The sequence below is a fragment of the Dryocola mayonis genome, assembly GCF_051307045.1.
Taxonomy (GTDB): Bacteria; Pseudomonadota; Gammaproteobacteria; order Enterobacterales; family Enterobacteriaceae; genus Dryocola.
This window is the reverse complement of record NZ_CP150452.1, coordinates 3,781,892-3,805,864: the sequence shown is the minus strand read 5'-3', so window position 1 is coordinate 3,805,864 and position 23,973 is coordinate 3,781,892. Positions and strand designations below refer to the sequence as shown.

General features: G+C 57.5%; 13 protein-coding genes, 3 tRNA genes and 6 pseudogenes. 16 read left to right on the top strand and 6 right to left on the bottom strand.

Features of this window, described 5'->3' with window-relative positions:
- Positions 1–3 precede the first annotated feature (3 nt).
- Positions 4–741, bottom strand: coding sequence for a succinate dehydrogenase/fumarate reductase iron-sulfur subunit (locus WLO32_RS18405; protein ID WP_435946426.1), 738 nt, complete (start codon positions 739–741; stop codon positions 4–6).
- A pseudogene (frdA, locus tag WLO32_RS18400) lies at positions 734–2,525 on the bottom strand (fumarate reductase (quinol) flavoprotein subunit). The gene WLO32_RS18405 and the pseudogene frdA overlap by 8 nt, the downstream one beginning before the upstream one ends.
- 327 nt (positions 2,526–2,852) lie before the next feature.
- Here frdA and epmA point away from each other — a divergent pair.
- A complete protein-coding gene (gene epmA / locus WLO32_RS18395) occupies positions 2,853–3,830 on the top strand; it encodes an elongation factor P--(R)-beta-lysine ligase (protein ID WP_435946425.1) in 978 nt (325 codons plus the stop codon).
- 84 nt (positions 3,831–3,914) lie between these two features.
- Here epmA and mscM read toward each other — a convergent pair whose 3' ends face one another.
- The 3 genes and pseudogenes from mscM to rsgA form a co-directional block, all read right to left on the bottom strand.
- The gene (mscM, locus tag WLO32_RS18390) at positions 3,915–7,250 is read right to left on the bottom strand and encodes a miniconductance mechanosensitive channel MscM (RefSeq protein ID WP_435948337.1); all 3,336 of its coding nucleotides are present in this window, start codon (positions 7,248–7,250) and stop codon (positions 3,915–3,917) included.
- A 59-nt stretch (positions 7,251–7,309) separates the two neighbouring features.
- Positions 7,310–8,276: pseudogene (gene asd / locus WLO32_RS18385) on the bottom strand (archaetidylserine decarboxylase).
- Positions 8,277–8,357: 81 nt separating this feature from the next.
- Positions 8,358–9,413 (bottom strand): small ribosomal subunit biogenesis GTPase RsgA, encoded by a 1,056-nt coding sequence (gene rsgA / locus WLO32_RS18380; RefSeq protein WP_435946424.1) that lies wholly within the window; start codon positions 9,411–9,413, stop codon positions 8,358–8,360.
- A 112-nt stretch (positions 9,414–9,525) separates the two neighbouring features.
- Here rsgA and orn point away from each other — a divergent pair, with 112 nt between their 5' ends.
- The 4 genes from orn to WLO32_RS18360 all read left to right on the top strand — a co-directional run bounded on the left by orn (position 9,526) and on the right by WLO32_RS18360 (position 10,543).
- Complete coding sequence (gene orn / locus WLO32_RS18375; protein WP_435946423.1) at positions 9,526–10,071, top strand: oligoribonuclease; 546 nt, start codon at positions 9,526–9,528, stop codon at positions 10,069–10,071.
- A 173-nt stretch (positions 10,072–10,244) separates the two neighbouring features.
- A tRNA-Gly gene (locus WLO32_RS18370) sits at positions 10,245–10,320 on the top strand.
- 36 nt (positions 10,321–10,356) lie between these two features.
- Positions 10,357–10,432: transfer RNA gene (locus tag WLO32_RS18365), tRNA-Gly, on the top strand.
- Positions 10,433–10,467: 35 nt separating this feature from the next.
- Positions 10,468–10,543 (top strand) — tRNA-Gly (locus tag WLO32_RS18360).
- A 271-nt stretch (positions 10,544–10,814) separates the two neighbouring features.
- Here WLO32_RS18360 and queG read toward each other — a convergent pair.
- Positions 10,815–11,954 carry a tRNA epoxyqueuosine(34) reductase QueG gene (queG, locus tag WLO32_RS18355; protein WP_435946422.1) on the bottom strand — a complete coding sequence of 380 codons (1,140 nt, stop codon included), beginning with the start codon at positions 11,952–11,954 and terminating at the stop codon, positions 10,815–10,817.
- Here queG and nnr point away from each other — a divergent pair.
- From nnr to WLO32_RS18300, 11 genes and pseudogenes are all read left to right on the top strand, one after another.
- The gene (gene nnr, locus WLO32_RS18350) at positions 11,953–13,500 is read left to right on the top strand and encodes a bifunctional ADP-dependent NAD(P)H-hydrate dehydratase/NAD(P)H-hydrate epimerase (RefSeq protein WP_435946421.1); all 1,548 of its coding nucleotides are present in this window, start codon (positions 11,953–11,955) and stop codon (positions 13,498–13,500) included. The genes queG and nnr overlap by 2 nt on opposite strands.
- Positions 13,472–13,933: a tRNA (adenosine(37)-N6)-threonylcarbamoyltransferase complex ATPase subunit type 1 TsaE gene (gene tsaE, locus WLO32_RS18345; RefSeq protein WP_435946419.1), complete on the top strand. Its 462-nt coding sequence runs from the start codon at positions 13,472–13,474 to the stop codon at positions 13,931–13,933. Before nnr ends, tsaE begins: the two co-directional genes overlap by 29 nt.
- A 13-nt stretch (positions 13,934–13,946) precedes the next feature.
- Positions 13,947–15,272 (top strand): N-acetylmuramoyl-L-alanine amidase AmiB, encoded by a 1,326-nt coding sequence (gene amiB, locus WLO32_RS18340; protein WP_435946417.1) that lies wholly within the window; start codon positions 13,947–13,949, stop codon positions 15,270–15,272.
- Between the two features lie 8 nt (positions 15,273–15,280).
- Positions 15,281–17,141, top strand: a pseudogene (mutL, locus tag WLO32_RS18335) (DNA mismatch repair endonuclease MutL).
- Positions 17,134–18,082, top strand: a pseudogene (gene miaA / locus WLO32_RS18330) (tRNA (adenosine(37)-N6)-dimethylallyltransferase MiaA). Before mutL ends, miaA begins: the two co-directional pseudogenes overlap by 8 nt.
- Before the next feature lie 102 nt (positions 18,083–18,184).
- Positions 18,185–18,493, top strand: coding sequence for an RNA chaperone Hfq (hfq, locus tag WLO32_RS18325; protein ID WP_121266855.1), 309 nt, complete (start codon positions 18,185–18,187; stop codon positions 18,491–18,493).
- Positions 18,494–18,567: 74 nt separating this feature from the next.
- Positions 18,568–19,849, top strand: a pseudogene (gene hflX, locus WLO32_RS18320) (ribosome rescue GTPase HflX).
- Between the two features lie 73 nt (positions 19,850–19,922).
- A pseudogene (gene hflK / locus WLO32_RS18315) lies at positions 19,923–21,180 on the top strand (FtsH protease activity modulator HflK).
- Positions 21,181–21,182: 2 nt separating this feature from the next.
- A complete protein-coding gene (gene hflC, locus WLO32_RS18310; protein WP_121266852.1) occupies positions 21,183–22,187 on the top strand; it encodes a protease modulator HflC in 1,005 nt (334 codons plus the stop codon).
- A 67-nt stretch (positions 22,188–22,254) separates the two neighbouring features.
- Entirely contained in the window at positions 22,255–22,452 is a 198-nt protein-coding gene (locus WLO32_RS18305; RefSeq protein ID WP_121266851.1) for a DUF2065 domain-containing protein, read from the top strand.
- 102 nt (positions 22,453–22,554) lie between these two features.
- The gene (locus WLO32_RS18300) at positions 22,555–23,853 is read left to right on the top strand and encodes an adenylosuccinate synthase (protein ID WP_121266850.1); all 1,299 of its coding nucleotides are present in this window, start codon (positions 22,555–22,557) and stop codon (positions 23,851–23,853) included.
- Positions 23,854–23,973 lie beyond the last annotated feature (120 nt).

The window sequence follows — 23,973 nt, the reverse complement described above, 5'->3', positions numbered from 1 at the left end:
TCCTTAGCGTGGTTTCAGGGTGGCTATCAAAAAGTCTTTCGAGCTTTCGACCTTGCCCTGCTGGATGGCGGCCGCCGGATCGACATGCTTCGGACAAACTTCCGAGCAGTAGCCCACGAAGGTGCAGGTCCAGACGCCGTTCTGGCCGTTTAGCTGCGCCATACGCTGCTTTTTGCCGTGGTCGCGGTTATCCAGGTTATAACGATGCGCGAGGGTGATCGCCGCCGGGCCGATAAACTCCGGGTTAAGCCCAAACTGCGGACAGGCTGCGTAACACAGGCCGCAGTTGATGCAGCCGGAGAACTGATGGTATTTAGCCATCTGCGCAGGCGTCTGCGTGTTGGGCCCCTGGTCCGGCGTGCGCGGGTTACCGATGATGTACGGCTTAATCGCCTCCAGGCTTTCGATAAAGTGGGTCATATCGACCACCAAATCGCGCTCGATAGGGAAGTTTGCCAGCGCCTCTACCTTCATGCCCCGGGTGTATTCGCGCAGGAAGGTCTTACAGGCAAGCTTCGGCACGCGGTTAACCATCATCCCGCAGGAGCCGCAAATCGCCATGCGGCATGACCAGCGGTAGCTCAGGTCCGGCGCAAGATTGTCTTTGATGTAGCCCAGCGCATCCAGCAGCGAGGTTTGCTCATCGTAAGGAACCTCGTAGATGACGCCGTGCGGCTCGCTGTCCGTTTCCGGGTTATAGCGCACCACTTCGATTTTCAGGGTCTTCATCACATCAGCCATTCGTCGCCTCCTTCTTGTCGGCTGCTTCTGCTTCCGCACCGTAGACGCGTTTTGCCGGTGGCAGGGTAGTGATTTTCACGTCGCTGTAGTCCAGACGGGTAGCGCCGTGCGCATCGCGGAACGCGAGGGTATGTTTCAGGAAGTTGACGTCGTCACGCTCGGTGCAGCCTTCGTCAAGACGCTGGTGCGCGCCGCGGGACTCCTTGCGCGCCATCGCCGAATGCGCCATACACTCCGCGACGTTCAGCCCGTGGCCCAGCTCGATGGTGTAGAGCAGGTCGGTGTTAAACACGCTGGAGCTGTCGGTAATGCGCACGCGCTTAAAGCGCTCCTGCAGCTCCGCCAGCTTGTCGATGGTCTTCTGCATCAGCTCCGTCGTGCGGTAAATGCCGCAGCCTTCCTCCATGGACAGGCCCATTTCGTCGCGGATTTTCGCCCAGTTTTCGTTGCCTTCCTGGTTGACCAGCTGCTTCAGGCGGCTCTCGACATCCGCCGCCTGCGCGTTCAGCGCCGCGTCGTTTGCAGGCTGCGCGCCGTTGGCGCGATGCATCGCCTGTTCGCCCGCCAGACGGCCGAACACGACGAGTTCCGCAAGGGAGTTGGAGCCCAGGCGATTCGCCCCGTGCAGGCCGACGGAGGAACATTCGCCGACGGCGAACAGCCCCCTGATACGGGTTTCACATTGGGTATCGGTTTCGATGCCGCCCATGGTGTAGTGCGCGGTAGGACGCACGGGAATCGGATCTTTCACCGGATCGACGCCCACGTAGGCCTTCGCCAGCTCGCAGATGAACGGCAGGCGTTCAAGAAGCTTTTTCTCGCCCAGATGGCGTAAATCGAGATAAACCACGTCGCCCCGCGGAGTGGGAACGGTGCGGCCCGCGCGCCATTCGTGCCAGAAAGCCTGGGATACCTTATCGCGCGGGCCCAGCTCCATGTATTTGTTCTTCGGCTGGCCAAGCGGGGTTTCCGGCCCCATGCCGTAATCCTGCAGATAGCGGTAGCCGTCTTTATTGACCAGGATGCCGCCCTCGCCGCGGCAGCCTTCCGTCATCAGGATGCCGGAGCCGGGCAGGCCGGTTGGGTGATACTGAACAAACTCCATATCACGCAGCGGTACGCCGTGGCTTAGCGCCATGCCCATACCGTCGCCGGTAACGATGCCGCCGTTGGTGTTGTAGCGATACACGCGGCCCCGCTCCGCCGGTGGCCATTACCACGGCGTTGGCGCGGATTTGAACCAGCGTGCCTTCCATCATGTTCATGGCCACCAGGCCGCGGGCCTGGCCGTCGTCCACCAGAATGTCGAGGACGAAATGCTCATCGAAGCGCTGGATCTGCGGGAACTGTAACGAGGTCTGGAACAGGGTGTGCAGCATATGGAAGCCGGTTTTATCTGCGGCAAACCAGGTGCGCTCGATTTTCATGCCGCCGAAGCGGCGCACGTTAACCGACCCGTCCGCACGACGGCTCCATGGGCATCCCCATTGTTCAAGCTGCGTCATCTCGGTGGGGCAATGGTGAACGAAGTAATCCACCACATCCTGCTCGCACAGCCAGTCGCCGCCGGAAACCGTGTCGTGGAAATGGTACTCAAAACTGTCGTGATCCTGCGCGACGGCGGCGGAACCGCCTTCGGCCGCAACGGTGTGGCTGCGCATCGGATAGACTTTGGAAATCAGAGCGATTTTAGCCTGTGGATTGGCCTGCGCTGCCGCAATGGCCGCTCTCAGGCCCGCTCCGCCAGCGCCAATGATGGCGAGATCGGCTTGAAATATTTGCACGACATTCCTCCAGTTTTTAGTTATTTCGCAACGCTTATCCCCAAAGGTAGCCCGTCTGAACGGCAGAAGCGGTTGCGAAAGGGTTTTTCCCTGCTCCTTTGTAGGTAGGGGATTATAACCGGAGGGATTTTAAGGAAATTTGACGCGTTCGATTTTTTTGCTGTTCTTTGCAGCAATTAATTACCTGCAGTAATGAGTTCCATCACGGAATGACCGCCGTTGATGCGAAGGTTGTTAACATTATCGGCCCTTTTGCTGCGCAAAATTTGTCTCCCTTGGGCGATGCGAGTAGACTTCCTCGCCTTGTTTGACTACGGAGATTACCTCATGAGCGAAACGGCCACCTGGCAGCCGAGCGCATCCATCCCCAACCTGTTGAAACGCGCCGCTATTATGGCGGAAATTCGGCGTTTTTTTGCCGACCGCGGCGTACTGGAGGTGGAAACACCCTGCATGAGCCAGGCGACGGTAACCGATATTCATCTGGTCCCGTTTGAAACCCGTTTTGTTGGTCCCGGCCATTCTCAGGGCGTCAATCTGTACCTGATGACCAGCCCGGAGTACCACATGAAGCGCCTGCTGGCCGCAGGCGTAGGCCCGGTTTTCCAGCTGTGCCGCAGTTTCCGTAACGAAGAAATGGGCCGCCATCACAACCCGGAATTTACCATGCTGGAGTGGTATCGCCCGCACTACGACATGTATCGCCTGATGAATGAAGTGGACGATCTGCTGCAGCAGGTTCTGGAATGCGAGGCTGCGGAGTCGCTTTCCTACCAGCAGGCTTTCCAGCGCCACCTGGAAATCGATCCGCTGTCGGCCGATAAAACCCAGCTGCGCGAAGCGGCGGCAAAACTTGATTTGAGCAATATTGCCGACGAGGAAGAGGATCGCGACACGCTGCTGCAGCTGCTGTTCACCATGGGCGTTGAACCGCGCATCGGCAAAGATAAGCCGGCCTTTATTTATCACTTCCCGGCAAGCCAGGCGGCGCTTGCGCAAATCAGCACCGAAGATCACCGCGTGGCGGAACGTTTTGAGGTCTACTTCAAAGGCATTGAGCTGGCGAACGGCTTCCATGAGCTGACCGACGCCCGCGAGCAGCAGCAGCGTTTCGAACAGGATAACCGCAAGCGCGCCGCGCGTGGCTTGGCGCAGCAGCCTATTGATATGAATCTGCTCGAAGCGTTGAAAGCGGGGCTGCCGGATTGCTCTGGCGTGGCGCTGGGCGTCGACCGTCTGATTATGCTGGCCTTAGGCGCTGACAGCCTGGCGGACGTGCTGGCATTCCCGGTGGATCGAGCTTAACGGACGGTGGAGGGCGCTGGCGCTTATCCACCTCTTGTCGCGTTGTAAGGCGGGTAAGCGTTTAAGCGCCACCCGCCTTATTTTCTACAAACCCCCCGCGGTTCTCCCTGATGTTCCCGCCGATCGGATAGTTCTGCTGCGCGACCCGCCCATACTTTCTAAACGCATCTGGAACGGCGGGAACGGCAGGTCGATATTGTGCTCGCGGAAGCCCTGCAGAATCAGCTGGTGAATCTCGTGGCGCAGCGGCATACGGTGCCCCATCTCCGCGGCATAAATGCGCAGCTCAAAGATCTGAATGCCTGCCTGTAAATCCACCAGAAACGCTTCCGGCTGCGGGTTGTCGATAACCAGCGAGCAGCGTCTGGCGGCCTGCAGCAGCACCTTCGTCACCTCTTCGCTGTCTGCTTCCGACGGGGCGGGAACGGTGAGCACCACGCGCGTAACGGAATCCGACAGCGACCAGTTGATAAACTGCTCGGTGATAAACGCCTTGTTCGGCACGATAATCTCTTTGCGGTCCCAGTCGCTGATGGTGGTCGCGCGGGTATTGATCCTGGTGACGCTGCCGGTGAGATCGCGAATCGTCACGGTATCGCCGATACGAATCGGTTTTTCGAACAGAATCATCAGGCCAGAGATAAAGTTGGCGAAGATCTCCTGCAGGCCGAAACCGAGCCCGACGCCGAGAGCCGCGACCAGCCACTGCAGCTTCGCCCACTCGATACCAATCATCGAGAAGCCGACCAGCCCGCCAATCAGCAGCAGCAGGTATTTGGTAATGGTGGTGATGGCATAGCCCGTGCCCGGCGTTAAATCCAGATGCTGTAACAGCGCGAGCTCCAGCAGCGCGGGCAGGTTGCGCACCAGCTGCATGGTGATAATAAACACCAGAATGGCGATCAGCACGGCGCCCAGGGTTATCGGCTCCAGGCTTTCCACGCCCCGTACGGTCGAGGTCACATCCCACAGGGTGATGTTCTCAAGAAAAGCGAATGCGGAATGAATCTCCGACCACAGCACGATGACCGACAGCAGCGCGATCAGCATCAGAATCGAGCGTACCAGGCGCAGGGACTGGGCGCTGATGGTATCGAGATCGATTTCCGCCTCTTCCACCGCTTCCGCCGAACCTTCCGTGCTGTGCCCGTGTGCCGTTTCTTCTTCCCCACGCGCGCGCTGGGCAAGGATCTCGGCACGGCGTTGCTTGGCGCGGTCAAAGGCCAGACGGCGACGTTGAATAAACATCCAGCGGCGGATGACGTGGTAAATAACCAGCAGCAGGAACCAGATGGCCACCGAGGTTTCCAGACGGGCCAGCAGCGCCTGCGCCGTCGCCAGATAGCCTACCGCGGCGGCCAGAATGGCCGACAGCGGCGCGCAGAGCATCAGGTTCCACAGAATGGTGTTGACGATGTTATCGCCGCTGCCCTGTTTATCCAGATACAGCGGAAGGCCCGCCCGCTTGAGGCTAAGGGTAACCAGCGCCAGCGCGCCGCAGATCAGAATAAAGCACAGCCGCCCCAGCGAGCCGGAAAACTCCCGGTCGTTGAGGTTATCAAACATGATCAGCGCCATAATCAGCGGCACGATCAGGCCGATGCTCAACAGGTAATAGCGCATCGCGCGGGCAACGCGTTCGCGCGGCCAGCCGAAGTGAACGACGAACAGGCCGGTTGGACGAGCGAAGGTGGCGCAAATCATCACCGCCCACAGCAGCGGTACGGTGGCCGTAACGCCATCCCCGACGGCGACGGCAATAGGGTACAGCCAGGCCTCCTGCAGGCCGTATCCCAGCGTCGCCCACAGCACGGGCAGCGGGGAGGCGACCAGAATCGACCAGAACAGCGTGCGCAGCGTTAAGGAGAAATGATCCTGGGTCACTTTGCCCACTTTGGCGCTGGAGCGTTCAAGGAAGGCGGTAAAGTGGCGGCGCGAGCTGATGCTAAAGCCGACGAGAATCAGCGCGCCAAACAGCGGCAGCAGCGTGGCCCGGCTGGTCAGCATCATGACGGTGGCGCCGCCCAGCTGGCTTACGGTATTAAGCGAAATCAGGCGGCGCAGGTCCTGCACGATTTCAACCGGCCAGGAAATGCCCATGGCGCTGACGTCTGAGGTCCAGAACAGGTAGCGGTGCGTGGCCTCGTTGACCTCTTTGAGCGCGTCCTCAAGCTGGCTGTTTGCCACCTTCAGCTTGGTAAGCTCAAGGATTAACGTATCGCCGCCCTGCAAAAGCGAATTAAGCAGCTCGCGCTGGGTGCGCAGCTGTGCTTCCAGAATGCGATTTTGCTCGGCGGTCAGCTCCTTGCCGTCCGCCTGCCGCAGCTGGCGCAGCTGCTGCTGTTTATTGAGCAGGTCTTCGTAATGCAGGCGCTGGACGCGCAGCTGGGCAAGTTCGGTGTCCAGCTGCTGCGGTTTTGGCATCTCCGGCAGGCGGGCGACCTGGGCGCGCAGCGCTTCGCCCAGCACGTTGGAAACGCCCAGCCACTGAGACTGCTCGCGCAGCGTATTAAGGGCCTGGCGCACCTGAAGCATTTGGCTGGTCGCCTGGCGCTGCTGCGAGGCGACCAAATCCATACGTTGCGCCTGCTGATTCAGAGCCTGCGAAAGTTCGCGGTTGTTTTTAAACTGCTCAACTAAGGTCGGCGGCAGGTTGGCGCTGTTCTCGGCCAGCAGTTCTGTGCTTTCCAGTGCGCGTTCGGCTTCCCGCTGGCGCTGGCTGTTAAGCTGGTTACGCAAGGCCTGCAGATAAGCGTCTAACTGAGCGCTCTGTTTCTGCGCCAGTTCGGCGCGCAGGCGGGAGAGCTCCTGACGGTTGCTGGCGGAGAGCTGCGCCAGCTCCAGCTCGTCCACCTGCGCCTTCAGGCGCGCGGACTCCGCCTGCAACGAGAGATTTTGCGCCTGGATAAGCGGCGTGCCGGACGTCGGCTGCGTGCCGGCGCGGCGCTCCATTTCGTTGAGCTGGCGACGGGCGTCGGTTTGCTGTTGCGGAAGCTGGCTGAGCGAGTCGGCGATTTCCCGGGTGCGCTCCTGTTCCTGCTGCGCCTGGCGGCTTTTATCCAGCAGCTGGCTGCTGACCTGGAGAATTTCCTGGTTTAACGCATCGGTGGACATGTCTTCCGGCACGGACTGCGGTTCGTCACGCAGGCCGGCGAGCTGCTGACGCAGGTTTTGCGACAGCTTAGGGAAGTTATCAATAACCTGCTGATATTGTTTTGCGCGTTCCAGAGAGGCTTTGTGTTCCTCAAGCGCGTTGAGGGCGGTGGTGAGCGTTTCCACGGTTTCAGCCTGATTGGGCTGATCCTTCGCGGCTTTGGCTTGCTCAAGTTCCTGGGTTATCTGTTTTGCGTCAGGCAGCGTTGCGGCATACGCGCCCAGGCTGAGGCACCAGGCCATCAGAAAAGTGATTATCAGGCGCACGTCGGTACCTTTCATTTGCACCAGGCCGCACGGCGAGGCGGCGGCCCGGGAATAGCTCATTAACTTTCGGGTTTGTTATCCACCAGCGGGCTGGCTTCCAGCTCGGCTGCAATTTCCGCGGGCGGAATTTCGCTTACCGGCACTTCCGGCTCGACCAGGGTTTCGGTGGAAACCGCCAGCGGCTCGCCAATTTTGGTTACCGACAGGCTTTGCAGCTGCCCGGCGAGGTTAACTTTTCCAGGCGCGAACAGGTTGATAACGGTTGAGCCCAGCTTAAAGCGGCCCATCTCCTGGCCTTTAAGCAGCGCGATGGAGCCTTCGCTTTCGCCCGCAGGCCACGTCCAGCGTCTGATGACGCCTTCACGCGGAGGCGTGATGGTGCCGGCCCCAGACGGTCTCAATGCTGCCGACGATGGTGGCGCCCACCAGAATTTGCGCCATGGGGCCGAACTCGGTATCAAACAGGCAAATTACGCGCTCGTTACGGGCGAACAGGTTAGGCACGTTTTGCGCGGTCAGGTGGTTTACAGAGAACAGATCGCCCGGCACGTAAATCATCTCGCGCAGGATACCGTTGCACGGCATGTGTACGCGGTGGTAGTCGCGCGGCGACAGGTAAGTGGTGACAAAGCTGCCGTTACGGAACAGGTCCGCCATCAGGTAGTTACCCGCCAGCAGCGCTTCGAGGCTGTAGTTATGCCCTTTGGCCTGCAAAATCTTATCTTCTTCAATACGGCCAAGCTGGCTGATGACGCCGTCGGCAGGCATCACCAGAATATTCGGGTCGGTGTTAACAGGGCGAACCTCGTCGCGCAGCGGGCGCACGAAGAAATCGTTGAAGGTGCGATAGCTGGCGGTGTCCGGCTTCTGCGCCTCCGCCATATTGACCTTGTAATATTTTACGAACAGGTCGATGACCAGTTTGGTCAACCAGCCAGCACGTTTACTTGCGCCCCAGCCCGCAAGACGGGTCAGCCAGAGTTTCGGCAGAATGTATTGCAGCGAAAGTTTAATATTGTCTAACAAGATAGCCTCCTGGCTAAGAGCTCGGTATACCGGGCATCGTACAGAAAAAAGGGGCGATTCTAGCGACGCCCAGCTTAATTGTCAGTTATCGGTATCAGAAAAGTTTTTACGCGTTTTTACCTGCGCCATGCTTTCCAGAATGCGGTGGTAGTTTTCGAAGCGCGTTTCGGCAATTTCCCCGCGTTCTACCGCTTCGCGCAGCGCGCAGCCGGGATCGTTGTCGTGGCGGCAGTCGCGATATTTGCAACGGCCTAAATAATCATGGAATTCGACAAAGCCGTAGGTGATTTGTTCCGGCTCTAAATGCCACAGGCCGAATTCACGCACGCCCGGGGAGTCGATGACGTCGCCGCCGCCCGGGAAGTGGTACAGGCGCGAGGCGGTGGTGGTGTGCTGGCCCAGACCCGAGTTGTCCGAGACATCGTTCACCAGGATCTGCTCGTCTTTAAAACCAAGCAGGTTGTTTAGCAGGCTGGATTTGCCCACGCCCGACTGCCCGGCAAAGATGCTGACGCGGCCGACAAGCGCTGCTTCCAGCTCTTTTAAACCTTCGGCTTTATGGCTGGAAACCAGCAGGACGCGATAGCCGATTTTGCGATAGATATCCATTTGCTCATTAACAAACGCCAGACCCTCTTCGTCCAGCAGGTCGGTTTTGTTGAGCACCAGCAGCGGCTCGACGTCCAGCGTTTCGCAGGCCACCAGATAACGGTCGATAATGTTTAACGAGAGTTCCGGCAGGATCGCCGAAACGATAATGATTTGGTCAATATTGGCGGCGATAGGTTTTACGCCGTCGTAGAAATCCGGGCGCGTCAGGACGGAGGTGCGTTCATGTACCGCATCGACAATGCCTTTAATAGTCACGCCTGCTGCGGCTTCTTTTGCCGGGCGCCAGACTACGCGGTCGCCGGTGACCAGCGAGCGTATGGTGCGGCGGATATTGCAGCGGTGCACTTCGCCTTCGGGCGATTCAACGTCCGCATGCTGGCCGAAACGGCTGATAACGCGGCCATCGCGGGGTTCGCCAAACTGAGAGTCGTCGGGATCGGCTTTCTCCACGGTCTGTTTAAGGCGACGCTGGTGGTTTGCTGTTACCCGGCGCTGCTGTCCTTTGGAGAGTTTATTTTTGCTCAATCGTACTGGCTCCTGGTCGCCCCTGATGGGCAAAACCTCTATGATACACACTATTTTATACGAATTAACTCATCTGTCGGATGGGCGACGAGCGAGAAGGGTGGAAAATAGCATGAGTGGGAACGAAAACAATCTGATTTGGATTGATTTAGAAATGACCGGCCTGGATCCCGAGCGGGATCGCATAATTGAAATCGCCACCCTGGTGACGGACGCCAACCTGAATATTCTCGCCGAGGGGCCGACGATTGCGGTACACCAGTCAGACGAACAGCTTGCGCTGATGGATGACTGGAACGTGCGTACTCATACCGGCAGCGGCCTGGTTGAACGCGTGAAGGCAAGCAAGCTGGACGACCGCGCGGCGGAGCTTGCAACCCTCGAGTTTTTACAGCAGTGGGTGCCGGCGGGCGCCTCGCCGATCTGCGGCAACAGCATCGGCCAGGATCGTCGCTTCTTGTTTAAGTACATGCCGGAGCTGGAAGCCTACTTCCATTACCGCTACCTCGACGTCAGCACGCTCAAAGAGCTGGCGCGCCGCTGGAAACCTGAAATTCTGGTTAATTTTAAAAAGCAGGGCACGCACCAGGCGATGGACGATATCCGCGAGTCGGTGGCGGAGCTGGCTTTTTATCGCGAGAATTTTATTAAGCTTTAACAGGCGGCTGAGAGGAGTTACACTCCTCTCTCGCCCGGATTTTAAACGATTTGTTGATTAAATCGGCATTCAAACAAAATTCGCGAAAAAAAACGTTTCAGGGGTTGCGGCAAAAACGATTTCTCGTATAATGCGCCTCCCGTACCGGTGCAGAATTTGCAGCGTTACGCTTAGCGGGAATAGCTCAGTTGGTAGAGCACGACCTTGCCAAGGTCGGGGTCGCGAGTTCGAGTCTCGTTTCCCGCTCCAAAATTTGATTTGGCTTTACAGCCACGCACCACCCAAGCGGGAATAGCTCAGTTGGTAGAGCACGACCTTGCCAAGGTCGGGGTCGCGAGTTCGAGTCTCGTTTCCCGCTCCAAAATTTGATTGGCTTTACAGCCACGCACCACCCAAGCGGGAATAGCTCAGTTGGTAGAGCACGACCTTGCCAAGGTCGGGGTCGCGAGTTCGAGTCTCGTTTCCCGCTCCAGTTTCTTATCTCCAGTACAAATTATCCACAGCGCCAAAGGGCAGCAGCGGTGGTTTTTTACGTCTGCGACAAACTCTTGTAAACAGAGTTATCCACAGGTAGTTCCGCGTCCCTCTCTGTGCTAAAAAATTAATAATTATTACAGCTTTCTTTTAATTCCTTGATTAACAGGGAAATAATTTTATTCCAAAATATTAATTTGATCCCCTGAAGCCTTTCTTACAATTGAATGACAAGGGGTTTTTATTTTTATTCACATCCTGTGGACATGTCAGGCGTCCCGTTTTAACCCCTTTTCAATCACGCGAACCAGCCTTTGTTTTTGCGGCAGCTGCACCTCCACTTCGTTCGCGCTTCGCCGGGCTAATTGTTGCGCAATCGCCCAGTCAATATGCTCATCAAGCAGCGGGTGCTCGCCTTTACGCTGCTGTAACGCCGTCAGGTGGGCTTCATCCCAGGGAGCATTCCCCAGCGCCACGGCGATATTACGCAGCCAGCGTAAATGGCCGATGCGACGAATGGCCGATCCTTCCGTCACCTTCAGGAAATGGGCTTCGCTCCAGGCGAAGAGCTCAACGAGCGGCGGGGCGTGCAATGCCTGCCGCGGGCTGAAATCGTCTTCGTTGGTGAGCTGTGAGAAACGGTTCCAGGGGCAAATCAGCTGGCAGTCGTCGCAGCCGTAAATACGGTTGCCAATCAGCGGCCTGAACTCTTCCGGGATCGCTCCTTCAAGTTCTATCGTCAGATAAGAGATGCAGCGGCGCGCATCGACGGTGTACGGCTCCACGATAGCCCCGGTAGGGCAGATGGTCATGCAGGCTACGCAGCGCCCGCAGTTTTCCTCCACCGGCTGGTCCACCGGCAGCGGGATATCTATCAGCAGTTCGCCAAGGAAAAAGAACGAGCCCGCATCGCGGCTGAGAATAAGCGAGTGCTTGCCTGTCCAGCCAAGCCCGGCCTTTTCGGCAAGCGGGCGCTCAAGAATGGGCGCGGAGTCGACAAAAGGTCTAAAATTCAGCGTGGAGCAGTGGGACTGAATCATCTCGCCCAGTTTTTTCAGGCGGTTACGTAGCAGCTTATGGTAGTCGCGCCCGAGAGCGTAACGGCTGACGTAGCCTAACGCAGGATTTTTAAGGGTCGAGGCAAAAGCGGCGTTAGCCGGCAGATAGTTCATCCGCACGCTGATAACGCGCAGCGTGCCGGGCAGCAGTTCGTGAGGACGCGCACGCATCATGCCGTGGCGCGCCATCCACTCCATCTCGCCGTGATACTGTTTATCCAGCCACGCCTGCAGTTTCGGCTCGCTGGCGGTGAGATCGGTATCGGCAATACCTACCTGCTGGAAGCCGAGCTCGTTGCCCCACCGTTTGATATTTTGCGCTAACTGATTGAGATCGAGGGGCTGTGACATGACGGACCATAACGAGAAATTAACCGCCAAAAGTATACCACACTCCGTGTGGCCGGCGGACTGGCTGCGTAAGGCCGAAAAGCAGGCCGCTGACAGCCTGGGAATTACGCTGTACGAACTGATGCTCAGGGCCGGTGAGGCGGCGTTTAATCTTGCACGCGATCGCTACCCTGATACTCAACGCTGGCTGGTAATGTGCGGCCACGGCAATAACGGCGGCGATGGCTACGTCGTCGCTCGTCTGGCGCAGGCTGCCGGCATCGCGGTGACCCTGGTGGCGCAGGAAAGCGATAAACCGCTTCCAGAGGAGGCGGAGCAGGCGCGCGAGGCCTGGCTAAACGCCGGGGGCGCTATCCACGCGCCGGAAATTGCCTGGCCGGATGGGGTCGATCTTATTATCGACGGCTTGCTTGGCACCGGGCTTACCAGCGCTCCGCGGGAAGAGGCTGCCCGGCTAATTGAAAAAGTTAACCAGCACGGCGCGCCCGTTATTGCGCTGGATATTCCTTCGGGATTACTGGCCGGGACGGGAGCCGCCCCGGGCGCGGTAGTGAATGCTAACCATACGCTGACGTTTATCGCGCTTAAACCCGGGCTGCTGACGGGGAAAGCGAAAGACTACGTGGGGGAGCTGCACTGTCACGCGCTTGGGCTGGAACCCTGGCTGCAGGGCGAAACCGCGCCGATTGCGCGGCTGGATAGCGCAGACCTGCCGCGCTGGTTAAAGCCGCGTAAGCCTACCTCGCACAAAGGAAGCAATGGCCGGCTGGTGATTATTGGCGGCGATCATGGCACGGCGGGGGCGATTCGTATGACGGGCGAGGCCGCGCTGCGCGCCGGGGCCGGCCTGGTTCGCGTCCTGACCCGCAGTGCAAATATCGCCCCGTTGATAACGGCTCGGCCGGAATTAATGCTTCATGAACTCACGCCAGAAGCGCTGGAAGACAGCCTTGAGTGGGCGGACGTCATTGTTATTGGGCCCGGATTAGGCCAGCAGGAGTGGGGCAAAAAGGCCCTGCAAAAAGTCGAGAACAGCCGCAAACCGATGTTATGGGACGCAGATGCGCTCAACCTTCTGGCAATCAATCCCGATAAACGTCAGAATCGCATTATTACTCCCCACCCCGGCGAAGCCGCACGCCTGTTAAATTGCGCTGTGTCACAAATTGAGAGTGACCGCTTACTTGCCGCCGATCGCCTGGTAAAACGTTATGGCGGTTGTGTGGTCTTAAAAGGTGCGGGTACGGTTGTGGCCAGCCACGAGGGCGAATGCGGGCTTATTGACGTCGGCAACGCGGGCATGGGCAGCGGTGGCATGGGGGATGTGCTCTCAGGCATAATTGGGGCGTTGCTGGCCCAGAAGCTTAACCCGTATGATGCAGCCTGTGCCGGCTGCGTTGCGCACGGCGCCGCAGCCGACGTCCTTGCCGATAAATTTGGCACGCGCGGCATGCTTGCAACCGATCTTTTTTCGACGTTGTACCTTTTTGTTAACCCGGATTTGAATACCAGAAACCATGATGAATCGTGTTATCGCATTACCTGATGAAGCCGCAACTCTGGAGCTGGGCGCGCGCGTGGCGGCGGCCTGCGAAGGGGCAACCGTCATTTTCCTGTATGGCGATCTTGGCGCGGGGAAAACGACGTTCAGCCGGGGATTTATGCAGGCTTTAGGCCATAAAGGGAACGTGAAAAGCCCGACCTATACGTTAGTTGAGCCATACGCTCTCGATAATTTAATGGTATACCATTTCGATCTGTATCGTCTGGCGGACCCGGAGGAGCTCGAGTTTATGGGCATCCGCGATTATTTCGCCAACGATGCGATTTGCCTTGTAGAGTGGCCGCAGCAGGGGAAAGGCGTTCTGCCGGAACCGGATATCGAGCTGCACTTAAGCTACGAGGCGCAAGGGCGTGAGGCGCGCATAACAGCAGTTTCCTCATCTGGTGATTCGTTACTGGCGCGGTTAGCCAAATAACAAGGATGACGGGATGATCTATCGCGTTAAGGGTTGGATAATGGCCGTATGTGCGCTGGCGCTTTGCGCCCAGGCCGGGGCGGCGAGTCTTGCGGATATTCAGGTATCTAACGGTGATAATCAGGCGCGTATCACCTTTAGCTTTATGGGCGATCCGGAATATTCATTTTCGCAGGATGATAAAAAAAGCGTCGCGCTGGATATCAGGCAAACCGGCGTGATTCAGGGCTTACCGCTGCAGTTTAGCGGCAATAACCTCGTTAAAAGCATCCGTTCCGGGCAGCCGAAAGATGCCGGCTCCTTACGCCTTGTGGTGGATCTTACCCAGCCGGGTAAAACGCGCGCGGTAAAACAACAAAACGGCGCGAATTATACCGTCGTCTTTACTATCAACGCAGACGCGCCTCCGCCTCCGCCGCCGGTTGTGGCTAAGCGCGTCGAGCCCGCGCCCGTTTCACGCCCATCCGAGCCGGCTAAAAACCCGTTCAAATCGCAGCAGGTAACCGGCGTTATCGGCTCCAATACTGTGACCAGGCCTGCCCGTACGCAAAGGGGTAACCAGAATTCAGATACCGTAGTGGTGGCTATCGACGCCGGCCACGGCGGCCAGGATCCCGGCGCAATAGGCCCGGGAGGCACGAAAGAGAAAAACGTCACTATCTCTATCGCCCGCAAGCTGCGCGCGCTGCTGAACGACGACCCGATGTTTAAAGGCGTGCTGACCCGCGACGGCGACTATTTCATCTCGGTGATGGGACGTTCGGACGTCGCCCGCAAGCAGAACGCCAATATCCTGGTTTCGATTCACGCGGATGCCGCCCCGAACCGCGACGCGACGGGCGCTTCCGTGTGGGTGCTGTCTAACCGCCGCGCGAACAGCGAAATGGCGGGCTGGCTTGAGCAGCACGAGAAGCAGTCTGAGCTGTTAGGCGGCGCGGGCGACGTGCTGGCGAACAGCCAGGCGGATCCCTATCTCAGCCAGGCCGTGCTGGATTTGCAGTTCGGTCATTCCCAGCGCGTCGGGTATGATGTGGCGACGAAAATGCTGGCGCAGCTTGGGCAGGTAGGATCGCTGCATAAGCGCCGTCCGGAACATGCGAGCCTTGGCGTGCTGCGTTCCCCGGATATTCCTTCCGTGCTGGTCGAAACCGGGTTTATCAGTAATAACGGCGAAGAGCGCCTGCTGGGCAGCGATGACTACCAGCAGCAGATCGCAAAAGCTATTTACGAAGGGCTGCGCAGCTACTTCCTCGCGCATCCGCTACAGTCGGCGCCCGCGGCGGGACAAACCGCAAGCGCGCAAAGCGCCGACTTAGACAAAGTCGCCATTACTCAATAAGGATTGCTATGCCGATTCAGGTTCTGCCTCCCCAGCTTGCGAACCAGATTGCCGCAGGCGAAGTGGTTGAACGCCCTGCGTCGGTGGTAAAAGAGCTGATAGAAAACAGCCTTGATGCCGGCGCTACGCGTATCGACATCGATATTGAACGCGGCGGCGCGAAGATGATCCGCATCCGCGACAACGGCTGCGGCATCAATAAGGACGAGCTGGCGCTGGCGCTGGCTCGCCACGCGACCAGTAAAATTGCCTGCCTTGACGATCTTGAGGCCATTATCAGCCTCGGTTTTCGCGGCGAAGCGCTGGCGAGCATCAGCTCGGTGGCCCGCCTCACGCTGACTTCCCGCACCGCGGAGCAGAGCGAGGCCTGGCAGGGCCTATGCCGAAGGCCGCGACCAGAATGTGACGGTAAAACCCGCAGCCCATCCGGTTGGCACCACGCTTGAAGTGTTGGATCTGTTCTACAACACGCCGGCCCGGCGTAAATTTATGCGCACCGAGAAAACCGAGTTTAACCATATCGACGAGATAGTGCGCCGCATCGCGCTGGCGCGCTTTGACGTGTCGATAAACCTTAATCACAACGGCAAGATGGTGCGCCAGTATCGCGCCGTGCAGGAAGGTGCGCCACGCGAACGTCGTCTTGGAGCGATTTGCGGCGCGCCATTTCTTGAGCAGGCGCTGAAAATCGAATGGCAGCATGGCGATCTGGCGCTGCGCGGCTGGGTTGCCGAACCTTCTGCCACCACCCCGGCGCTGGCGGAAATTCAGTATTGCTATGTAAATGGCCGCATGATGCGCGATCGCCTGATCGCCCACGCCATTCGCCAGGCCTGCGAAGATAAAGCCGGCGCCGAGCGGCAGCCCGCTTTCGTGCTCTATCTGGAAATCGATCCCCATCAGGTCGACGTCAACGTGCATCCCGCCAAGCACGAGGTCCGTTTCCACCAGTCCCGTCTGGTGCATGATTTTATTTATCAGGGCGTGCTGAGCGTCCTGCAGCAGCGCGATGAAAATCTTCTGCTACAGGAAGACACGCCCACCGAAGTCGTCCAGCAGCGCTGGCAGCCGGAAAACCGCGTGGCCTCAGGGCGTAACCAGTTTGCAACGCCAGCTCAGGCGCCTTCCGCGCCTCGGGAAACGGCGCCTCATCCTTCTGCGGGCAGCGCTGGCGGACAACGCCAGCCGACGTGGCCAAACGCGGCGCCTGGCTATCAGAAGCAGCAAGGCGCGCTTTATCGTCAACTGCTGGATACCCCAACGGTTCCACCAGCGGCTAACCAGACTGAAGAGCCGGACGCGCTGGAAGGCCATTCGCAGAGTTTCGGCAGAGTGCTGACGATTATCCCACCGCAATACGCGCTTCTGGAGCGGGATGGCAGCGTCATGCTGCTATCGCTTGCCGTGGCGGACCGCTGGCTGAAGCAGGCGCAGCTGATTCCGGGCAGCGAAGGCGTTCGCGCTCAGCCATTGCTGATCCCGGTGCGGATGAAAGTCTCTAAGGATGAGCTGGACGTGCTGCTGCGTTATCAGCCGCTTTTGCTCAGCATGGGCATCGAATTTGCCGCCGATGCCAGGCAGATAACCATTCGCTCCGTACCTTTACCTTTACGTAAACAAAATTTACAAATCTTGATTTATGAACTGCCAGGATACCTGGCGCAACAGGCAGAGGTTAGCGCTACGCAAATTGCCCACTGGTTCGCCCGTCATCTGACAGCGGAGCATGAACAGTGGAATCAGGCACAAGCTATTGCTTTACTTGCCGATATTGAGCGCCTTTGCCCGCAGCTGGTGAAAAATCCACCCGGCGGTTTGTTACAACCTGTTGATCTAACGCTGGCGATGAACGCCCTGAAACATGACTGAAGTAAGCAAAAACCTGCCGCAGGCAATTTTTTTAATGGGGCCTACGGCCTCGGGTAAGACGGCATTAGCCATTAATTTGCGTAAAACGCTGCCGGTAGAGTTGATAAGCGTCGATTCGGCCCTTATCTATCAAGGAATGGATATCGGAACGGCGAAGCCGACGGCGGAAGAACTCGCCCAGGCGCCGCACCGGTTACTCGATATCCTCGATCCGGCGCAGGCGTACTCGGCGGCGGATTTCCGTCGCGACGCGCTGGCAGAAATGGCTGATATTACCGCCAGCGGGCGTATTCCCCTGTTAGTCGGGGGGACGATGCTTTACTTCAAGGCGTTATTAGAAGGCCTTTCGCCGTTACCGCCGGCGGATGCAGACGTTCGCGCAAGGATTGAACAACAGGCGGCAGAGCAGGGATGGGATGCGCTGCATCGGCAGCTGGTCGAAGTCGATCCGGTTGCGGGGGCACGGATTCATCCAAACGATCCGCAAAGGCTTTCCCGGGCACTGGAAGTTTTTTTCATTTCGGGTAAAACTTTAACGGAACTGACGCAAACGTCAGGAGAAGCTCTGCCTTACCAGGTGCATCAGTTCGCCATCGCCCCGGCGAGCCGTGAACTGCTCCATCAGCGCATTGAGCAGCGTTTTCATCAGATGTTAGCTTCAGGTTTTGAAGCAGAAGTGCGGGCTCTTTTTGCCCGCGGAGATTTGCATACGGAGATGCCTTCCATTCGTTGTGTGGGCTACCGGCAGATGTGGTCTTATCTGGCGGGGGAAATCTCGCATGAGGAAATGGTTTATCGAGGTATTTGCGCGACGAGACAATTGGCTAAACGCCAGATGACCTGGTTGCGAGGCTGGGAAGATGTTCGCTGGTTAGACAGCGAAAACCCTGAGCTGGGCCCGCAATGAAGTATTACAGGTTGTTAGTGCGAAGCACCAATGAATGTGTACAATTGAATCGACATCGTGCGCAAATTTTTACGCAGTTTTTCAGAGCCTCAGGGTTCTTGAGTTACAAACAACAAGCATATAAGGAAAAGATAGAATGGCTAAGGGGCAATCATTACAAGATCCGTTCCTGAACGCATTGCGTCGGGAACGTGTTCCAGTTTCTATTTATTTGGTGAATGGCATTAAGCTGCAAGGTCAGATTGAGTCTTTCGATCAGTTCGTGATCCTGTTGAAAAACACGGTCAGTCAGATGGTCTATAAGCACGCGATTTCAACTGTTGTTCCGTCTCGTCCGGTATCTCATCACAGTAATAACACGGGTACTAGCGGTTCTGGCAGCTACCACCATGGTGGAAGTGCGCAGGGTTCTGCGCCACAACAAGACAGCGAAGACGCCGAATAAGGCATTTGTTGTTTTCCAGCTCGGGGAACCAGGACTGCTGTGTTCCCCGCTGGTCTTTTTGAGAGGTTATACGCTTGTTTGACCGTTATGACGCTGGTGAGCAAGCGGTGCTGGTACACATCTATTTTTCGCAAGACAAAGACATGGAAGACCTCGCGGAGTTTGAATCCCTGGTCTCTTCAGCCGGTGTCGAAGCGCTGCAGGTGGTGACCGGTAGCCGCAAAGCGCCGCATCCAAAGTATTTTGTTGGCGAAGGCAAAGCCGTAGAAATTGCCGATGCAGTTAAAGCCACTGGGGCCTCGGTCGTGCTGTTCGATCATGCGTTGTCCCCGGCGCAAGAACGTAACCTTGAAGCCCTGTGCGAATGTCGGGTCATCGACAGAACGGGACTGATTTTAGATATTTTTGCCCAGCGTGCGCGCACCCATGAAGGTAAGCTGCAGGTTGAGCTGGCGCAGCTGCGCCATCTGGCGACGCGGCTGGTCCGCGGCTGGACCCACCTTGAGCGTCAAAAAGGCGGGATAGGGCCTACGCGGCCCTGGCGAAACGCAGCTTGAAACGGACCGCCGGCTGTTGCGTAACCGCATCATGCAGATCCTCTCACGCCTGGAACGAGTAGAAAAACAACGTGAGCAGGGACGAAGAGCGCGAGCTAAAGCCGACGTGCCGACTGTCTCACTGGTGGGCTACACCAACGCCGGTAAATCCACCCTTTTTAACCAAATTACCGCGGCTGAAGTGTATGCCGCAGACCAGCTGTTCGCCACGCTCGATCCCACGCTGCGTCGTATTGACATTGCAGACGTGGGCGAAACCGTGCTGGCAGATACGGTAGGCTTTATTCGGCACCTGCCCCACGATCTTGTGGCAGCGTTTAAAGCCACCCTGCAGGAGACCCGCCAGGCCACGCTGCTGCTGCACGTGATTGACGCGTCGGATCTCAGGATTCAGGAAAACATCGCCGCGGTCGATACCGTTTTAGAAGAGATCGAGGCCGATGATATTCCCGTCCTGCTGGTTATGAATAAAATCGATATGCTGGATGAGTTTGCGCCGCGTATCGACAGGAACGACGAAAATGTACCGATACGCGTCTGGCTTTCTGCCCAGACAGGTGCCGGTGTGCCACTGCTTTTCCAGGCTTTGACGGAACGTTTATCTGGTGAAATTGCGCAGCATACGTTGTGCTTACCCCCCCAGGCAGGGCGACTTCGAAGCCGGTTTTATCAGCTTCAGGCAATAGAAAAAGAGTGGATGGAGGAGGACGGCAGCGTTGGCTTACAGGTTCGTATGCCCATCGTTGACTGGCGTCGCCTCTGTAAACAAGAACCGGCACTAATGGACTACATTGTTTGACCGGCGCGCGTTTGTCCTGAAGACTTTTTCCCCTACGGGGGATATCACCGCACAACAAATATGGAGCATAAACATGGCGTGGAATCAGCCCGGTAATAACGGACAGGACCGCGACCCGTGGGGAAGCAGCAAACCTGGCGGCGACTCTGGGGGTAACAAAGGAGGGCGCGATCAGGGGCCACCTGATCTGGATGATATCTTCCGTAAATTAAGTAAAAAACTTGGCGGCTTAGGCGGCGGTAAAAGCGGCGGCACCGGCGGCGGTTCCTCCCAGACCCCGCGTCCGCATATTGGTGGCCGCGTGGTGGGCATTGTTGCCGTCGCGGCGGTAATCATTTGGGCTGCCACCGGGTTCTACACCATCAAAGAAGCCGAGCGCGGCGTTGTGACGCGTTTTGGTAAATTCAGCCATCTGGTTGAGCCGGGCCCTGAACTGGAAACCGACCTTCATTGATAGCGTGCAGGCGGTCAACGTTGAGTCCGTGCGCGAACTCGCCGCTTCCGGCGTGATGCTCACGTCCGATGAAAACGTCGTGCGCGTTGAGATGAACGTGCAGTACCGCGTAACGGATCCGCAAAAATATCTGTTCAGCGTGACCAGCGCGGACGACAGCCTGCGTCAGGCGACTGACAGCGCGCTGCGTGGCGTAATCGGCAAATACTCCATGGATAAGATCCTCACCGAAGGTCGTACCATTATTCGTAACGATACCCAGCGCGAACTGGAAGAAACCATTCGCCCGTACAACATGGGTATTACCCTGCTTGACGTTAACTTCCAGGCTGCGCGTCCGCCGGAAGAAGTTAAAGCGGCGTTTGATGATGCGATTTCCGCGCGTGAAAACGAACAGCAGTACATTCGTGAAGCTGAGGCCTACGCCAACGAAGTTCAGCCGCGTGCCAACGGCCAGGCGCAGCGTATCCTCGAAGAAGCGCGCGCCTACAAAACACAGACAGTGTTAGAAGCCCAGGGTGAAGTAGCCCGCTTTGCGAAGCTGCTGCCAGAGTATAAAGCCGCCCCGGAAATCACCCGCGAGCGTCTGTATATCGAAACCATGGAAAACGTGCTTAGCCACACCCGTAAAGTGCTGGTCAACGATAAAGGCGGCAACCTGATGGTTCTGCCGCTTGACCAGATGCTCAAAGGTGGCGCGCAGCCTGCGGCAAAGAGCGATAACAGCGGCGCAAACAACCTGCTGCGTCTGCCGCCGGCTTCCGGCTCAGGCAGCGGTAGCGCCAGCACCTCGTCCTCTGCCAGCAGAGGCGACATCATGGATCAGCGCCGTGCGGACGCACAGCGCACTGATAACCAGCGCGTAGGGAGTGAATAACGATGCGTAAGTCAGTCATTGCTTTAATTATCATCGTGCTGGTGGTGCTGTTCACCTCGATCTTCGTGGTACACGAAGGCGAGCGCGGAATCACATTACGCTTTGGTAAAGTTCTGCGTGATGATGAGAACAAGCCGGTGGTTTACGAGCCGGGCCTGCACTTTAAGGTGCCGTTTATCGAGTCGGTTAAAACTCTCGATGCCCGTATCCAGACCATGGACAACCAGGCCGATCGCTTTGTGACCAAAGAGAAGAAAGACCTGATTGTCGATTCTTACATCAAATGGCGTATCAGCGACTTCAGCCGTTACTACCTGGCAACGGGCGGTGGCGACGTGTCGCAGGCCGAAGTGCTGTTGAAACGTAAGTTCAGCGACCGTCTGCGTTCTGAAATCGGCCGTCTGGATGTGAAAGACATCGTGACCGACTCCCGCGGCCGTCTGACTCTGGACGTGCGTGACGCGCTGAACTCCGGTTCCGCCGGCACCGACGATGAGGTGACAACGCCTGCGGCTGACGACGCCATCGCTTCCGCAGCGGCGCGTATCACCGAAGAGACCAACGGTAAAGTCGCCGTGGTCAACCCGAACAGTATGGCGGCGTTGGGTATCGAAGTTGTGGACGTGCGCATCAAGCAGATCAACCTGCCTGCTGAGGTTTCGGAAGCTATTTACAACCGTATGCGCGCTGAACGTGAAGCGGTAGCCCGCCGTCACCGTTCACAGGGCCAGGAAGAAGCCGAGAAGCTGCGCGCGACCGCCGACTACGGCGTTACCCGCACTCTGGCGGAAGCCGAGCGTCAGGGGCGTATCAGCCGCGGCGAAGGCGATGCCGAAGCGGCCAAGCTGTTTGCGGACGCCTTCAGCCAGGATCCGGACTTCTATGCCTTTATCCGTAGCCTGCGGGCCTACGAGGCAAGCTTTAAGTCCGGTCAGGACGTGATGGTGATGAGCCCGGACAGCGATTTCTTCCGCTATATGAAAACGCCTGCGAACAGTTCACGTTAATTTTCACAGGTGACACAATCAAGAGCCGGTCTGACCGGCTCTTTTTTTATCCGCTTCAGGAAAGATTATGAACTCTACAATCTGGATAGCGCTGGCGCTTGTTCTGGTACTCGAAGGCCTGGGGCCGATGCTTTACCCGCGCATGTGGCGGCGCATGATCGCCGCGATGACGCAGCTGCCCGACAACACGCTGCGTCGCTTTGGCGGCGGACTAGTGGTTGCGGGCGTCGTTATCTACTATATGTTGAGTCGTGCGGCCGGCTGAATAAGATTCAGCCAGCCGATTACTATTTTGTCGACTAAAAGGGCTGATCATCGGGGAAACCGATGGTAGAATCCTTTTTTAAGCAAACGGTGATTTTGAAAAATGGGTAACAACGTCGTCGTACTGGGCACCCAATGGGGTGACGAAGGTAAAGGAAAGATCGTCGATCTTCTGACTGAACGGGCTAAATATGTTGTGCGCTACCAGGGCGGTCACAACGCAGGCCATACTCTCGTAATCAACGGTGAAAAAACCGTCCTCCATCTTATTCCATCAGGCATTCTTCGCGATAACGTCACCAGCATCATTGGTAACGGCGTTGTGCTGTCTCCTGCGGCGCTGATGAAAGAGATGAAAGGCCTGGAAGACCGCGGTATTCCAGTACGTGAGCGCCTGCTGCTGTCTGAAGCATGCCCGCTGATCCTCGACTACCACGTAGCTTTAGACGTTGCTCGCGAAAAAGCGCGCGGCGCCAAAGCTATCGGCACCACAGGTCGTGGCATCGGTCCTGCGTATGAAGACAAAGTGGCCCGTCGCGGCCTGCGCGTTGGCGACCTGTTCGACAAAGCCACCTTTGCAACCAAGCTGAAAGAAGTCATGGAATACCATAACTTCCAGCTGGTTAACTTCTACAAAGTTGAAGCGGTTGACTACCAGAAAGTGCTGGACGATGTCATGGCTATCGCCGACATCCTGACCAGCATGGTAGTGGACGTCTCCGATCTGCTGGATCAGGCGCGCAAACGCGGTGACTTCGTGATGTTCGAAGGGGCGCAGGGCACCCTGCTGGACATCGACCACGGCACCTATCCGTACGTAACCTCCTCTAACACCACCGCAGGTGGCGTTGCGACCGGCTCCGGCCTCGGCCCGCGCTATGTGGATTACGTTCTGGGCATCATCAAGGCTTATTCCACCCGCGTTGGCGCAGGTCCATTCCCGACCGAACTGTTTGACGACGTCGGTGAGTTCCTGTGCAAGCAGGGTAACGAGTTTGGCGCGACCACCGGTCGTCGCCGTCGCACCGGCTGGCTGGACGTGGTTGCCGTGCGTCGCGCGGTGCAGATCAACTCCCTCTCGGGCTTCTGCCTGACCAAGCTGGACGTGCTCGACGGCCTGAAAGAGGTGAAAATCTGCGTAGGTTACCGCATGCCGGACGGCCGTGAAGTCACCACCACCCCAATGGCGGCGGATGACTGGGAAGGCATCGAGCCAATCTACGAAACCATGCCGGGCTGGTCTGAAACGACCTTCGGCGTGAAAGAGCGTAGCGGCTTGCCGCAGGCAGCGCTGGACTATATCAAACGTATTGAAGAACTTACCGAAGTGCCGGTGGATATTATTTCTACCGGACCGGATCGTTCTGAAACGATGATTCTGCGCGATCCGTTCGACGCATAATCCTGTTACGGGGTGCGATCGTCGCACCCCGTTTTGCTTTGCTTCCCTCCGCTTTTTTGCCTTCCCCGAACAAATAAATTAGCCGCCAAAGATATGGCTGGTTTATCATCAATATATCGC

Coding starts and splice junctions, on each gene's coding strand:
- WLO32_RS18405 (WP_435946426.1), bottom strand. CDS start 741: ATGGCTGATGTGATGAAGACCCTGAAAATCGAAGTGGTGCGCTATAAC.
- epmA (WP_435946425.1), top strand. CDS start 2,853: ATGAGCGAAACGGCCACCTGGCAGCCGAGCGCATCCATCCCCAACCTG.
- orn (WP_435946423.1), top strand. CDS start 9,526: ATGAGTGGGAACGAAAACAATCTGATTTGGATTGATTTAGAAATGACC.
- nnr (WP_435946421.1), top strand. CDS start 11,953: ATGACGGACCATAACGAGAAATTAACCGCCAAAAGTATACCACACTCC.
- queG (WP_435946422.1), bottom strand. CDS start 11,954: ATGTCACAGCCCCTCGATCTCAATCAGTTAGCGCAAAATATCAAACGG.
- tsaE (WP_435946419.1), top strand. CDS start 13,472: ATGATGAATCGTGTTATCGCATTACCTGATGAAGCCGCAACTCTGGAG.
- amiB (WP_435946417.1), top strand. CDS start 13,947: ATGATCTATCGCGTTAAGGGTTGGATAATGGCCGTATGTGCGCTGGCG.
- hfq (WP_121266855.1), top strand. CDS start 18,185: ATGGCTAAGGGGCAATCATTACAAGATCCGTTCCTGAACGCATTGCGT.
- hflC (WP_121266852.1), top strand. CDS start 21,183: ATGCGTAAGTCAGTCATTGCTTTAATTATCATCGTGCTGGTGGTGCTG.
- WLO32_RS18305 (WP_121266851.1), top strand. CDS start 22,255: ATGAACTCTACAATCTGGATAGCGCTGGCGCTTGTTCTGGTACTCGAA.
- WLO32_RS18300 (WP_121266850.1), top strand. CDS start 22,555: ATGGGTAACAACGTCGTCGTACTGGGCACCCAATGGGGTGACGAAGGT.